The sequence below is a fragment of the Kaistella sp. genome (genome assembly GCF_049588135.1).
GTDB lineage: Bacteria > Bacteroidota > Bacteroidia > Flavobacteriales > Weeksellaceae > Kaistella.
On the sequence record NZ_JBAVFG010000181.1, the window covers coordinates 1 to 14,134 of the forward strand.

Consider the following 14,134-nt stretch of genomic DNA (forward strand, 5'->3'; position numbering starts at 1 on the left):
GTTTTATTCACATTAAAGAAACCCCAGCCCTAACAACATGACTCATAGAATACTAAAGTCTTATAAACTTATACACTTTATCTTTAAGCATCACTTTTGCGATAGGGATAGTAGTGGAAATCCCACAGCAAGCGTAGGGTTTTGCCAAGGCGCGAGGAATTGTAACGGATAGCCCGGTCCCCAAGCGAGGGAAAATTATGCAGAACTTTTGTAAGCCAGGTGGGGAATCGCCCAAGGAAAATAAAAAAAATCTATTATAAGTGTTGAGGAAAGTAACTCTTTAAATACTTTATCTATAATATAAGGACAGCTCTTATAAAAGCATAAAAAAATCCCACTCTTTCGAATGGGATTCTATATCCACTAACTAAATATGATTATTTATTCAGCTGCTTGTTTAGATTAACAGCGTCTTGATAACTAGGATTCAATTGTAATGATTTACTTACGTAATCTTTGGCTTTTGCAGGGTTGCTATCTTTATCTAAATAAGCAACTGCAAAATAGGCATAAGAAAGAATCTCTTTATTGCTTTCAACTTCTTCGGGTTTAACAGTTGCAATAAATTTCTCATAAGCAAGTTTGGCCAATTCAGTATGACCTGCTTGCTGTTGAGAATAACCTTGACTATAATAAGCAGGTGCCCAATCTGGCAGCAATCCACTCATTTTCTGCCAAGAGTAAATAGCTCCATTCCAGTTTTTAACTTCCTGATATGCGTTAGCTAATTTAAACAAAGCGTCAGTATCTTGCGGATTTTTCGCAACTTCTTTTTTAAGGGCTTCGATTTCTGGACTTGTTGCGCCAGCATCAATTGAAGCTTGAGTGACTCCACCACCAGTTTTAATTTTTAACAATTCGGCATCCCATTTCATAGTTTCGTCTTTCGCAGCTTTTGCGATTGCAATTTTTTGCTGAGATTCTGTTAATAAGGCTGCTTTTTTAACTGGATCAGTTTCCTTCTGAGCCAATCCTGCCGCGATAAGACCTATTAAACCTTCATCCGCAGCCAAAACTCTTGATTTTTCGGCTTTTGCTAAAAACATATTCATGCTTTGTTGAGCCTCGGCATAATCTCCATCTGCATATTGTAAATAAGCTCTTAATTTATATTTGATAGGATCTTGAACTTTATCAAAAACTTTATCGAGATACATTTTTGAATTTCCATAATCTTCATTGGTAAAGAAAAGTTTAGAAATTTCTAATTGAGTATCTGGATCTTCATCTGCGTACTTTGCATAATTAATCAAATCCTGAGTTGCTAATGCATTTTCTTGGTATCTGATATCATAAGCTGCTTTTGCTTTGTAAGCAGGCGCATAAGTTGGATCAGCTAAAATTGCTTTATCAATATTTTCTTTGGCGGGTTTCCACTGTTGAGCCTGCATCCAAAGTGTTCCGATTCTTGTAAATACAGATGCTTTGTTTTTTGCACTTGGCAATGCTTTTTCATAAGCAGTCATTGCAGAACCTGCAACTTGCGGACTATTCGTTAATTTCAAACGATATGCGTCACCAAGGGTATAATAATAATGTGCAGGAGTTCCATTCTTAGCTGATTTTTCTATAGCTTTATTTAAATAATCAATTGCCATATCCGCACTAGAGGCACCACCGAACAGCGTAAGTGCTTCTGCAGCTCTATAAAGAACTTCAGCATCTTTTTCTTTAGAGTCTTTAACAATATTTTGAATTTCTCCTATTGCCGCTTTATCTCCTTTCCCTAATTTAATAGAAGCTAATCCTATTTTATTAAGATTGCTTTTTTTATCTATTTCTAAACCTTTATCAAAATCTTCTTTTGCTTTTTCAAAATTTGGCTCGAATTGAGTTAAATAGGAGTTTCCTAAATAAAAATAATTCTCTGCTGATGCAGATTTTGCGACCATTTCTGTAAACACCTGTCTTGCTTGCGCATATTTATGGCTGTCGGCACTATTAATTCCTTCTTGCAAAGTTTGACCAAAAGCAAAATTCGACAAAAAACCTACTGAAACCCCGAAGGCAATCTTCTTCGTTAAATTCATTATATCTTTCATTTTAAATTGTTTAAATTTATTTATAATAACTAAATATACACCACCCAATTTTTATACCAAAACTAAAGGTGATTATAGCGAGTGTATTTTTTTTAAAAAAATTACCGCATCTGTACTTCTCTTTTAAAAATATGATAAGGTTGTAAACCCTCTTTTGAAACAACAATCTGCCCAAGCTGCGTACAAGAAAATCGAATAAAACCATTCCCTAAACCAAAATATTTTTCATTGGTAAGAAAATATAAAACACGTGTGAAAGGATAAGACATATTGACCAGGTTTTCTACCCGCGGCTCATACGACTTATTATCTTGGACTACTTTTAAAATTTTTACCGAATTTTTTAATTTTTCAGATTCCTGATCGTAAGGTCTGCTAATCGTATTTAAACCGATTGCACCTATCTTTTCTGGAAATTTATTTAATTGCTCAATTATATTTTTATTCCCATTAATAATAGAAAACTTCAATTGATCTGGAGTAGTATTCAATTTCTGAGCAACGAAATTAAGGTTACTCGAATTGGTACCATCAAAAATAATATTTTTTTTGTCATTGTTCAGTTCTTGCCTGATCTCTTCCACGGTGATGGTTTCTCGAGGCGAATCTTTTGGAACAATGAAAACCACTGCATCGGCCGCAAATTTTGCTGGGAGCCAATCAAGACCGGTTTCTTTTTGGTAAGCGTTCCTTTCATCTTCGTTTAATTCCCGTGACATTACGATTACGTCAACTTTCCCCTCTAACAAATCTAAAAAAGCAAAATCTTCTTTTTTAATTTTTAAATTAATTTTAGTGTTTGGATAAAGAGCCATATACCGACTAGTCAATGCTTCTGAAACGCTGGCAAAGGACTCATCCACTTCCATACTGATTTCACCTTGCTGCGGGCTACCTACAACAACATCCGATTTTTTTTTGCACGATGCCAATAGCACAAAAATACTTATCATTAATAATAAACTATTCTTCATCTTGCTGTTCTCTGATTCTATAGATTGCGCGAATGATTCTAAAAGCACCGTACAGAACGAACAAGCCTCCTAATGGATAAGCGACATTCGGTTCTAAAAAGATGACGAAGAATTTATAAACGATTACCACGATTCCTAATAGAACATAGAAAATTCCGGCAACGATGGAAAGCCAATTAAATATCATATTTCACAAAATTACAAAATAAATAAAAAAGAGAAGCTTTCACTTCTCTTTTCTATTCGTATAATTAAAAACCTTATTCGAACTGCATTGTTAGCGGTAATCTGTAACGATATCTTACAGCTTGACCATTAATTTTTGCAGGAGACCATTTATTTTTAACGGACTTAACCGTTCTTACTGCCTCAGCGTTGAATGTTTTATTAGAACCTTCTGCTTTAACATCTGTGATTGAACCATCTCGCTCAACTACGAAAGTAATTGTTGCTTTAACAGTACCTTCATCGCCATCCATTGCTCCGGTGTCAAAATTATTTTGAACACTAGATCTAAACTTATTGATCCCACCAGGGAATTCTGCCAACTGCTCTACTTCCGTGTACACTTGCGTTTCTGAAACTTGTGGTTTCACTTCTACGGTCTGTACCTTTCCAGTTGATGGAGGTGGTGGCGGTGGCGTGTAACTTGGGGTTTTCACTCCTTCTTGATTTGCTAAACCTGTAGTCGTTTCCAACTGCTTCGTAATTGGTGGCGGTGGAGTTTCTACTTTCGGCGCTTTTACCGGCTCCGGCACTACGTTCTGAATCACCTCTTGTTTCGGTTCTTCTTTTGGTGGAGGTGGTGGCGGTGGCTCTTCTTCTTTTGGTTGCTCTATGATTGGCTCATCCGGAAGAATGTCAATTAAATTGGCATTTACTTCTGTTGTTTCTTTAGCAGTCATTTGTTTTATTTTCATAATAACAAATGGGGTAATTGCACAAACAAGGAATAAAACCGTTCCGAAGATGAAAGCTTTTGTGAGAATTGATCTATAGCTTGTTCTTAAATCAAATGCACCATACGCTTTATTTCTATTTTCAAATACAATCTCGTCCAAGGTAGGAGTCGTATTGTAAGTGTTTTCTTCTGCCATTATTCTGTCTTTTAAATATTAAACGTATCTTCTAGTTGGTAGGTTTAGCAGGAGTCGCTTTTGACTCTCCCACTTTTTTCTCATAAACAGCTTCTTCCCAAGGTTTAATATCGGTAATACCGTATATTTCATTTTTGGTAATGGCCATTTCATCTAGCATATCTACGAAATTTTTATATACAGCATCGTCCGTTGGTTTAATGATCACGGTAAATTTACTTTGATCTTTTGCTCTGGCTTTTGCTTGCTCGATTACTTTTGTAATCCCTTCTCTATCAAAATTTGTTTCCTGAAGATTTGCTGGTGTAAGCTCATCTTTAGGTAACTGATGATAGAAAATTCTATTGTCTTTCCCTAAAATTATTGAAATAGAGTTGGATAAGTCAATTTCTGTATCTGGTGGTTTTTGATTTTCATTCGGTTTTGCCGGAAGACCTAAATCCATCACATTCGGTTTGTTGAAAGTTGTTACTAACATAAAGAATGTGATCAAAAGGAACGCCAAATCCACCATGGGAGTTAAATCTACGTGGGGCACCTGCTTTTTCGAGCGTACCTTTCCGCCTTTCCCGCTGTTGTCTTTTACTTGTACTTCTGCCATTTCTTAATTATTTTGCAACTTCCTGACTTGTTATTAACCAGAATTTCAAGAAATCTATATCTCTCAATCCTTCAAATAAAGATTTAACTTTAGGATACTGTGTATCTACATCCCCTTTGATTGCTAATTTGTAATCAGGGTTGATGGCTAAACTTTGTTGTACCCAATCTATTAATTGTTTATTTGTACTATCCATAGGAATTCCCGTTTTGCTTTTAAAAGCTTTTCGGTCTTCCTCTGAAAGATCCAAGAATCCTTTAAGTTGATTCATCGGAACTCCAATTGACTGAACATTAGAAAAAGCAACTTTTTCTGGGTCAGTAAATTTCATACCATACTTCTCTCCCATTTTATCCAACAGAGCGATTCGCTCGGTTCCGTTTTCAACTGGTGTAAAATAGAATCTTCCGTCTGTTGTGCTCAAAATAGTCATTAAACTCGCATCTGGAAGAAGCTTTTCAGATATAGAAGATGGCGTAGTAATCGTCTCGATATCAGGTTTTGCAAACTGAGCCGTGAGGATAAAGAATGTAAGGAGTAGAAACGATACGTCGGTCATCGCCGTCATATCTACCCTTATATTATGTCTTTTTGGTTTGACTCTCGCCATTGTAAATTATTTTTTATTAAACTTCTGTTTTTTGAGATTTTTCGGACTTTAAAAAATCTCCATCATTGCTGAATTCTTAGTGGAATTCTGCAAATGACTGCTGGATTGACATTGCGATTTCGTCAATTTTGAACGTTAACCCGTCAATCTTAGAAGTAAAATAGTTATAAAGAATAATTGCAACCGCAGATGTACCAATACCTAAAGCAGTATTTACTAACGCTTCAGAAATACCGATTGATAATGCCGCTGAATCCGGAGTACCTCCACCTGAACCTAATGCGCTAAACGCTTTAATCATCCCGATTACTGTTCCTAATAGTGCTACTAGAGTTGCTACTGTACCTAATGTAGAAAGAATCATCATGTTTTTCTCTAACATTGGCATTTCAAGAGTTGTAGCCTCTTCGATTGATTTATTAAGAGCTACCATTTTCTGCTCTTTATTCATAGTAGAATCATTAGATAATGCTTTGTAAGTAGTTAATCCTTCTTTTACTACATTTCCGATAGACCCTTCTTGTCTGTCACATTCTTCGATTGCTTCATCAACTTTATTTTGATTCAATAAGCTTCTTACCGTTAAAACGAAATTATCAATATTTCCTTTCCCTGTGGCTTTACTTAAAACTAAAGCACGCTCGATTGAAAATACGATTACGATAATCATAAAAGAAATAAGAATAGGCACGATTGGCCCTCCCATATAAATAACCCCCATAAAACCATTCCCCGGGTGTAATTCTTTGGTTTCTAAACCTGAAAAAGCTACAGATGAAAGACCATCAAGCCTTGGATCAGCTTTGAAATTACCAGGATTACCTAATACAAAGATGTAAATAGCAATACCTATTGCGATAAGAACAGGAATTATTAATGCCGGATTTAATCCTCCTAATTTTTTAGCAACTACTTGCTCCTCGTTGTTTGAAACATTCATTTCCATACTAAACTAAATTATAATTGTTATTTTAAATTTTCGAGCTGTAAAATAAAGTTAAAAAATCTAATAATGCAAGTCTTTAAGGGTCATTAAATTGAATTTAATGCAATATTAAGATACATTAACTTTCAATTATTAATAATTATAATATCAAAAAATGATTATTATTATTAATTTTAAAAATACCTTTAAAAAATCACAAAAATTACATGCTCTTTTTTATGATTGCACTATAAATATTTTTTTTACTTTTTATTTTCAGAGAACAATATTAATTATTTTTTTCGGTACAATGATTACTTTTTTTGGATTATTTCCCTGCACTTGTTCCATTGTTCGATTATCAGCTAAAACTATTTCCTGAATTTCAGGAATAGATAACTGCGCAGAAAGACTTAATTTAAATCTCATCTTACCATTAAAGCTCACCGGATATTCGAATTCATCTTCCACCAAATACTTTTCTTCAAATTTAGGGAAAGGTGCAAATTCAATAGAATCTGCATCCCCTAATTTATTCCACAGTTCTTCTGCGATATGTGGCGCGTAAGGCGAAACCAAGACTGCTAGCGGTTCTAAGATTTTTCTTTTGTTGGTTTTCAGCTTCTGTAATTCGTTCACGGCAATCATAAACTGCGAAACCGAAGTGTTGAAAGAGAAATTCTCAATATCTGAACTTACTTTTTTAATTAAAGTATGAAGAACTTTATATTCTTCTTTTGTTGGCTCTTCCTCTGCAACTTCGAAATCATCTCCATTATAATATAGATTATAGAATTTCTTTAAAAATCCATAAACCCCACTTAAACCTTGGGTGTTCCACGGTTTTGATTGTTCCAAAGGACCGAGAAACATTTCGTACAAACGTAAACAATCTGCGCCATACTCCTCGCAAATATCATCGGGATTTACAACATTGTATTTGGATTTGGACATTTTTTCGACTTCGCGTTCAGTGATGTATTTTCCGTCTTCCAAAACAAATTCTGCATCAGCAAATTCATATCTCCATTTTTTGAAAGCTTCTATATCCAATTCATCGGAAGAACCTTTTAATAACGAAACATCAACATGGATTTTTTGTGTTTGATAATTTTTCTCTAAACCTTTTGAAACATATTGATTCGTTCCATCTATTCTAAAAACAAACGCACTCATCCCCAAAATCATCCCTTGATTAATCAATTTTTGAAAAGGTTCATCTTGATTAATATGACCTCTATCTTTCAAAAACATATTCCAAAACCGAGAATACAGCAAATGTCCAGTTGCATGCTCGCTTCCGCCAATATACAAATCAACTTGTCCCCAATAATCGGTCAATTCTTTATTCGCAAAAACCTCATCATTATGCGGATCCATATATCTTAAAAAATACCACGAACTTCCCGCCCAACCAGGCATTGTCGATAATTCTAAAGGAAAAATAGTTTCATCATTAATTAAATCAGTAGAAACAATTTTCTGATTCGCCTCGTCCCAAGCGAAATTTTTTGCATTTCCTAAAGGCGGATCTCCATCTTCTGTCGGTAAATATTTTTCAACTTCCGGAAGCTCCAAAGGAAGTGCAGAAATTGGTAACGAATACGGCATTCCCTCTTTATAATAAACAGGAACCGGTTCTCCCCAATATCTTTGGCGGGAAAAAATCGCATCCCGTTGTCGGTAATTGGTTGTTCCGTGCCCGATATTTCTCTTTTCAATTTCAGCGATAATTAATGATTTAGCGTCATCATATTTTAATCCATTCAAAAATTCAGAATTCACACAAACTGAATCTTTCGAATCAAAAGACTCTTCCTGAATGTCATTATCGTTTTCAATAACGTTAATAATCGTCAAACCGAATTTTCTCGCAAAACGGTGATCGCGTTCGTCATGTGCAGGAACGGCCATTACCGCGCCTGTTCCGTAACCCATCAACACATAGTCAGAAATATAAACCGGCATTTCCTGATTGGTAAACGGATTCAGAGCATAACTTCCGGTGAATGCACCACTCACATTCTTCACATCAGACATTCGGTCTCGCTCCGTTTTCTTAGAGGTCTGTTCGATATAATTTTCAACTTCTTCTTTTTGACCTTCTATCGTTAAACTTTTAACCAAAGGGTTCTCCGGCGCTAAAACCATAAAAGTCGCACCAAAAATAGTATCTGGACGCGTGGTGAAAACGGAAATCTTTTCTACAGAATCTTCAACATCGAAAGCTACCTGCGCTCCCTGAGATTTCCCAATCCAATATTCCTGCGCATCTTTCAACGGTTGGGGCCAATCCAAAGAATTTAAACCTTGCAGTAATCTTTCAGAATACGCCGTGATTCTCATGCTCCACTGCATCATTTTCTTTTGAAAAACAGGAAAACCACCTCTTTCAGATTTACCGTCTTTTACCTCATCATTCGCCAAAACAGTTCCTAATCCCGGACACCAATTCACCGTTGTTTCTGCACGATACGCTAAACGGTAGTTTAACAAAATATCCTGTTGATCCAATTCAGAAGCACTTTTCCATTCTTCTGCTGTGAAATCTAACTGATCATTTTGAACCGCTGCTAAATTTTGAGTTCCGTGGCTTTCGAAATGACGAATCAATTCTTTAATATCTTCCGCTTTATCAGTCGTTTTATTATACCAGGAATCGAAAAGCTGAATAAAAATCCATTGCGTCCATTGATAATATGAAGCATCGGAAGTTCGAACTTCCCTACTCCAATCGAAAGAAAACCCAATTTTGCGAAGTTGCTCTTCATATCTATTGATATTTTGCTCGGTTGTAATTGCAGGATGCGTTCCGGTCTGTATCGCATATTGCTCGGCAGGAAGCCCGAAAGAATCATAACCAACAGGATGCAAAACATTAAATCCCTGATGCCTTTTATATCTCGCATAAATATCTGACGCGATGTAACCCAGCGGATGACCAACATGCAAACCCGCACCGGAAGGATAAGGAAACATATCCAATACATAAAATTTCGGTTTATCGGTTGTATTTTCAGTTTTATAGGTTTGATTTTCTTTCCAGAAATTCTGCCATTTTTTTTCGATGGATTGATGGTCGTAAAACATTTCTTAATTTTAAATAAGTCACAAATTTAGGGTTTTGAAATGAATTTTCGATTGAAACTAAATATCGTAAATTCGTCCTATCAAATTTTAAAAACACAATGCCCGAAGTTTCCATCATTACTCCTGTTTTTAATTCATCAGAATTGATGGCAAAATACCGAATGCACGCAACAAGTATTTCCCGCAAAAAAACCAATATTATGGAAGACCAATATTTGGCGTACAAAGATTATATGAAATTCTCGACTTTGAAATCATTGTATTATACGATGAATTGGGGTTTTAATGGTTTTATTAAAAATTCTAAAATCTTTAATTAATGGAATATTCAAAAGAATTTAAACAAGCGCTGAGCGAATTTTCATCTATTGAAAAAGATCGATTAATTTTCCGATTGTTGAAAAAAGATAAAATCCTTTCCCAGAAATTGTATTTTGAATTAATCGATCACGAAACCGTTGACGACAAACGCGAAAAAATGGAAATTTTAATTGCAGAAAAAGTAAAAAAAGTGACTTCTCATCTTAAAAATCCAAAATATTTTCTCACTTCCATCCGAAGCATCAGTGCAGAAATTGCGCTTCATGTAAAAGTGACTTCCGATAAATTTGGCGACGTTTCGTTGAATTTACTTTTGGTCAATAAAATTTTAGAATACAATCATCAATTATCGCAACAAAGGTTCGATAACGTCTATAAACTCTACATTTATCTGATTAATAAATTGGCAAAAGCATTAATTTCCATTAAAAAATTAGATGAAGATTATTGGTTAGAATTCGATAAATTTTTAACAGATATTGATTTTCAAATTCACGAAACCCTTTATCTGGAAAAGCTTTGCATCAATAATAGTTTCGATTTCAATTGGCTGAAATGCGAGAACATTCCGGAAAATTTGGATTTGATTATCAAAGACATTAAAAGTCAGGGATTTTTACGATAACTTTTCTACAACTGCGAAATTTTATGCATCACACGATTCACCATTTCGTCACAATAAATCAAATTAAATTCGAAAATATCTTCTTTATTGTAGCTTTTTTCAATTTCTGTTCTCAAATAAGATTTTGCCCGATTGGTGCGAACTTTCACGTTATTTTCGCTGATATTCAAAACTTCGGCAGTTTCCGAAACACTCAAACCATTAATTTCTCTCAACGTAAAAACGGTTCTGTAATCTTCAGGAATATTGAGCAAACTCTTTTCTATAACTGAATTTAATTCTTTATTCATCACATTTTTAGAGGTTTCGTTGGTTTGAATGTTTTCAAAAATCGGCGCATTTATTTCCCGAATTTCAATGTTTTTTGAATTCCATTTTTGGGTTTTTCTGTAACATTGATGAAGCATTATTTTAGAAATCCAAGTTCGTAAACTCGACCTATTTTCGAATTGATGAAGATGCGTAAATACTTCAATATAAGCTTCTTGCATTAAATCCTGAGTATCTTCATGGGAGAAACGATACATTTTCCCAATTCTATACAAATACGGATTATTTCTTCTGATTATCAATTCGAAAAGCGCGGTTTCTTTAGCCAGAATCCTGTCGATTAATTCTTGATCCGAATATTTTGCCTGCATTTCCATTTAATTATGATCGAAAATCAAAGCCAATTTTGCCATTGAAAATGCTGAAATTGCCATTACCAAATCTCGTACGGCAACATCGGCAAACTTCCAACCCATCAACAAAGTTAAGGCAATTAAAACCAACCAAGCCGAAACAACCAAGCCTCCGATTTTCGGTTTCAAAAACACTAAAATCCCTGCAATAATTTCGATTACGCCAACAATCATCATGAAAGTTTCGCCCGAAAAAGGCAATAAATTTGCAATCGTTGGATTAAGATATTGCGACCAATGCGTAAGAATATTGGTAAATTTATCTAATCCCGCAACAATCGGCACGATGACGAAAGTGAATTTTAAAAGGTTGAAAATCGGTTGAATGTTTTGTTTTAAAGTAGTTTATATTTTTTTAGTTAAAAAACTGGTTCTACTACAATAGAGTCAGGCTAAAACAGAAAGGTTACAAAATTTTGAAAAATTATTTTGAAGCAATAATTTTCGTCACAACAATTTCCGAAGCATTCGGTTGCGAATCGATAAAATTTCTGGCGTTTTCGCTCATTTTTTTCATTAAATCGTCATCGTTTAATAAACCTAAAATATACGGTGCTGCGAAAAATTCGTCTTCGAAAGATTTTCCGCCATTTTGTGAAATTATTTCATCGGCTTCGGGGTTTTTGGTATATTGATTTCCAAAGAAAACAGGAATCCCGAAAGTCGCAGCTTCCAAAATATTGTGCAATCCTTTCGAATGAAAACCGCCGCCAACAACGGCTAAATCACCGTAAGAATAAATTTTAGAAAGCAAACCGATACAATCGATAATAAGAATTTGAGGATTTGAAGATTTGAGGATTTGAGATTCCGAAATTTGACTATACAAAATCGCATTCGGGAAAATCTGCTTTAAATACGCAACTCTTTTCAAATCGTGTGGCGCAATAATTAATTTTAAATCACGGTTTTTTGAGGCAATAATTTCCGCCAATCTTTCTTCCGATTCCCAAGAACTCCCGAAAACAATCGTCTTTTTGTTTTGTTTAAAATCATCTATAAATTCTACAAAATTATCTCTTTCACGCAATTTTTTCACGCGGTCAAAACGGGTATCTCCAGAAGTTGAAGAGTTCATCAAACCAATTCCTTTCGCCAAAGCAGTAGAATGTTTCGTTTGATGAAAAAACCAATCTACGTTTTTAGAAAGTCGTTCCACAAACCAATTTCCATAAATTTTGAAGAAAATTTGAGTTTCATAAAAAAGCGCAGAAACGACGAAAACTTTCGCTCCCTGGTTTTTCAATTCGTCTAATAAATTGTACCAATAATCATATTTTACGGTAAAGAAAATATCCGTTTTAAAATTCGAAGTAAATTCTTTTACCCATTTTTTGGTGTCAAAAGGAAGATAACAAATCGCATCGGCAATCGTATTTTTTTTGATGACATTATCATAACCTGAAGGCGAAAAAAAGGTGATGAGAATTTTATGTCCGGGGAATTTTTCTTTCAGTTTTTCGAGCACAGGAAGACCTTGTTCATATTCACCCAAACTTGCTGCGTGCATCCAAATCACTTTATCTTCAGGAGAAAATTTCGATTTCACGATTTCGCAGGATTGTCTTCTTCCCGCCAAACCTTTCTTTAATTTGTAATTAAAAATCGCCCCGATTTTCATGGCGAAAATGAGCAGGGAAACGAATATGTTGTAGAGGAATTTCACAATGAAAATTTGGTAATTTGATAATGAGTTAATTTGAAAATTATTGATAAAAGTTAAAAATATTAGTTTACTCCATATTTAAACTAATTAACTCCATAACTATCTAACTTTTCTTACAAACCTCAATCTGTGCGTATGTTTATTCAATTCTTTATTAAAAATCCCAGAAGAATCCAAAGTGTCAATTCGAACTTTTCCGTATGCGTGAATGATTTTCTGATCTTCGAGCATGATTCCGACATGGGTGATTTTTCCTTCTTCATTTTCAAAAAACGCTAAATCTCCTGGCTGACTTTCTTCCACAAAATCTAAAACCTCACCGATTTCTGCTTGTTGATAAGCATCTCGTGGCAAAGAAATTCCGTGAACTTTATAAATAATTTGCGAAAAACCGCTGCAATCGATCCCGAAAAAACTTCGTCCGCTCCATAAATACGGAACATTTAGAAATTTTTTGGCGGTTTCTGAAATAGTTTCAATGTTTAAAAACAAAGGCTTTGTCATTTCAGAATTCACTTCACTTCCCATGGATAGTAATATGGCACCTTGTGAAGTATTGTACATTTGAATCGTATTCAGAACCAATTCCGTTTTTCTTTCAAGGAAATATTCGTCGGAAATCTCAGAAATTTGTTGTGCATCGATCCAACCTTCATAACCATCAAAATGCGTTTTTATTTTGATAAACTTTCCTTTAACTTCAAGAATACCAACCGTTTCTCCATAGAGAAGTTGCGAAGTCATTTCTGACTGATGAGATTGTTCTGCTCGAATTGCAGCCACCGAAACCGTACAAATTCCTTTGTTCATCGTTATTCCTAAAAATTTATTTTTTTCTGATTAAATGAAGTCCGTCCCGCAAAGGTAAAATAACATTTTCGAAATTTTCATCTTTTGAAATCATCTCGTTGAGTTCTTTTATTATTTGCGTGGATTTTTGTTTCGGATGTTCTTCTAAAACTTTGCCGTACCACAACACATTATCAAATAAAATAACCGAACCTGATTTTATTTTTGACTTAATTAAATTAAAATATTCTACATAATTTTCTTTGTCTGCATCGACGAAAACAAAATCAAAAATCTCTTCAGTATTATTTAAAAACGCTTTTGCATCTTTTAACTGAAAATCAATCTGACTAGAAAACTCACTTTCCTGAAAATATTTTTTCGGTAAATAAGCCAACTCTTCATTAATATCTAAAGTGGTTATTTTTCCTTCTTTCGATAAACCTTCCGCTAAACACAAAGTTGCATAACCTGTGAAAGTTCCAATCTCTAGAATGTTTCTTGCCTGCAACATCTTCGACAAAATTGCCAAAAACCTTCCTTGCAAATAACCCGAAATCATGTGTGGCTGCGTGGTTTTCTGAAAAGTTTCTTTTCGTAATCTTTTCAAAATATCGGGTTCTGCGGAAGTGTGACTTTCTAAATAACGATCCATTTTCGGGCAATTTTCTTCGAAGAAGCTCATAGGATTAAATTTTAATTCAAATTTAA

14 protein-coding genes and 1 pseudogene are annotated in these 14,134 nt (G+C 34.6%); 2 read left to right on the plus strand and 13 right to left on the minus strand.

From position 1 onward, the window contains the following. Nucleotides 1-377: 377 nt before the first annotated feature. The 8 genes from WBY99_RS10065 to leuS form a co-directional block, all read right to left on the minus strand. A complete protein-coding gene (locus WBY99_RS10065) occupies nucleotides 378-2,042 on the minus strand; it encodes a tetratricopeptide repeat protein (RefSeq protein WP_423976200.1) in 1,665 nt (554 codons plus the stop codon). A gap of 101 nt (nucleotides 2,043-2,143) precedes the next feature. Further along, the gene (locus WBY99_RS10070) at nucleotides 2,144-3,016 is read right to left on the minus strand and encodes a PstS family phosphate ABC transporter substrate-binding protein (protein ID WP_423976201.1); all 873 of its coding nucleotides are present in this window, start codon (nucleotides 3,014-3,016) and stop codon (nucleotides 2,144-2,146) included. Beyond that, nucleotides 3,006-3,203, minus strand: coding sequence for a C4-dicarboxylate ABC transporter (locus tag WBY99_RS10075; protein WP_423976202.1), 198 nt, complete (start codon nucleotides 3,201-3,203; stop codon nucleotides 3,006-3,008). The genes WBY99_RS10070 and WBY99_RS10075 overlap by 11 nt, the downstream gene beginning before the upstream one ends. Nucleotides 3,204-3,276: 73 nt before the next feature. Then, nucleotides 3,277-4,113, minus strand: a complete 837-nt coding sequence (locus WBY99_RS10080; RefSeq protein ID WP_423976203.1) for an energy transducer TonB — start codon at nucleotides 4,111-4,113, stop codon at nucleotides 3,277-3,279. Nucleotides 4,114-4,144: 31 nt separating this feature from the next. Beyond that, nucleotides 4,145-4,714 (minus strand): ExbD/TolR family protein, encoded by a 570-nt coding sequence (locus WBY99_RS10085; protein ID WP_423976204.1) that lies wholly within the window; start codon nucleotides 4,712-4,714, stop codon nucleotides 4,145-4,147. 7 nt (nucleotides 4,715-4,721) lie between these two features. Continuing rightward, nucleotides 4,722-5,324 carry an ExbD/TolR family protein gene (locus WBY99_RS10090; protein WP_423976205.1) on the minus strand — a complete coding sequence of 201 codons (603 nt, stop codon included), beginning with the start codon at nucleotides 5,322-5,324 and terminating at the stop codon, nucleotides 4,722-4,724. A gap of 76 nt (nucleotides 5,325-5,400) precedes the next feature. Then, nucleotides 5,401-6,270: a MotA/TolQ/ExbB proton channel family protein gene (locus tag WBY99_RS10095; RefSeq protein ID WP_423976206.1), complete on the minus strand. Its 870-nt coding sequence runs from the start codon at nucleotides 6,268-6,270 to the stop codon at nucleotides 5,401-5,403. A gap of 255 nt (nucleotides 6,271-6,525) precedes the next feature. Then, entirely contained in the window at nucleotides 6,526-9,339 is a 2,814-nt protein-coding gene (gene leuS / locus WBY99_RS10100) for a leucine--tRNA ligase (RefSeq protein WP_423976207.1), read from the minus strand. 146 nt (nucleotides 9,340-9,485) lie between these two features. Between leuS and WBY99_RS10105 the strand changes: the two are divergent. Together WBY99_RS10105 and WBY99_RS10110 are read left to right on the plus strand one after the other, a co-directional pair. After that, nucleotides 9,486-9,659, plus strand: a pseudogene (locus WBY99_RS10105) (glycosyltransferase family 2 protein); the annotation flags it as partial. Further along, nucleotides 9,659-10,285 (plus strand): deoxyuridine 5'-triphosphate nucleotidohydrolase, encoded by a 627-nt coding sequence (locus tag WBY99_RS10110; RefSeq protein ID WP_423976208.1) that lies wholly within the window; start codon nucleotides 9,659-9,661, stop codon nucleotides 10,283-10,285. The pseudogene WBY99_RS10105 and the gene WBY99_RS10110, both read left to right, overlap by 1 nt. 5 nt (nucleotides 10,286-10,290) lie before the next feature. Here the strand turns inward: WBY99_RS10110 and WBY99_RS10115 are convergent, their stop codons facing one another. The 5 genes from WBY99_RS10115 to WBY99_RS10135 all read right to left on the minus strand — a co-directional run bounded on the left by WBY99_RS10115 (nucleotide 10,291) and on the right by WBY99_RS10135 (nucleotide 14,108). Continuing rightward, nucleotides 10,291-10,932 (minus strand): sigma-70 family RNA polymerase sigma factor, encoded by a 642-nt coding sequence (locus WBY99_RS10115; protein WP_423976209.1) that lies wholly within the window; start codon nucleotides 10,930-10,932, stop codon nucleotides 10,291-10,293. Beyond that, nucleotides 10,933-11,253 carry a hypothetical protein gene (locus WBY99_RS10120; protein ID WP_423976210.1) on the minus strand — a complete coding sequence of 107 codons (321 nt, stop codon included), beginning with the start codon at nucleotides 11,251-11,253 and terminating at the stop codon, nucleotides 10,933-10,935. A 139-nt stretch (nucleotides 11,254-11,392) separates the two neighbouring features. Further along, the gene (locus WBY99_RS10125) at nucleotides 11,393-12,634 is read right to left on the minus strand and encodes a 3-deoxy-D-manno-octulosonic acid transferase (protein WP_423976211.1); all 1,242 of its coding nucleotides are present in this window, start codon (nucleotides 12,632-12,634) and stop codon (nucleotides 11,393-11,395) included. Between the two features lie 99 nt (nucleotides 12,635-12,733). Beyond that, nucleotides 12,734-13,444, minus strand: coding sequence for an NlpC/P60 family protein (locus tag WBY99_RS10130; RefSeq protein WP_423976212.1), 711 nt, complete (start codon nucleotides 13,442-13,444; stop codon nucleotides 12,734-12,736). 16 nt (nucleotides 13,445-13,460) lie between these two features. Continuing rightward, nucleotides 13,461-14,108: an O-methyltransferase gene (locus tag WBY99_RS10135; protein WP_423976213.1), complete on the minus strand. Its 648-nt coding sequence runs from the start codon at nucleotides 14,106-14,108 to the stop codon at nucleotides 13,461-13,463. Nucleotides 14,109-14,134 lie beyond the last annotated feature (26 nt).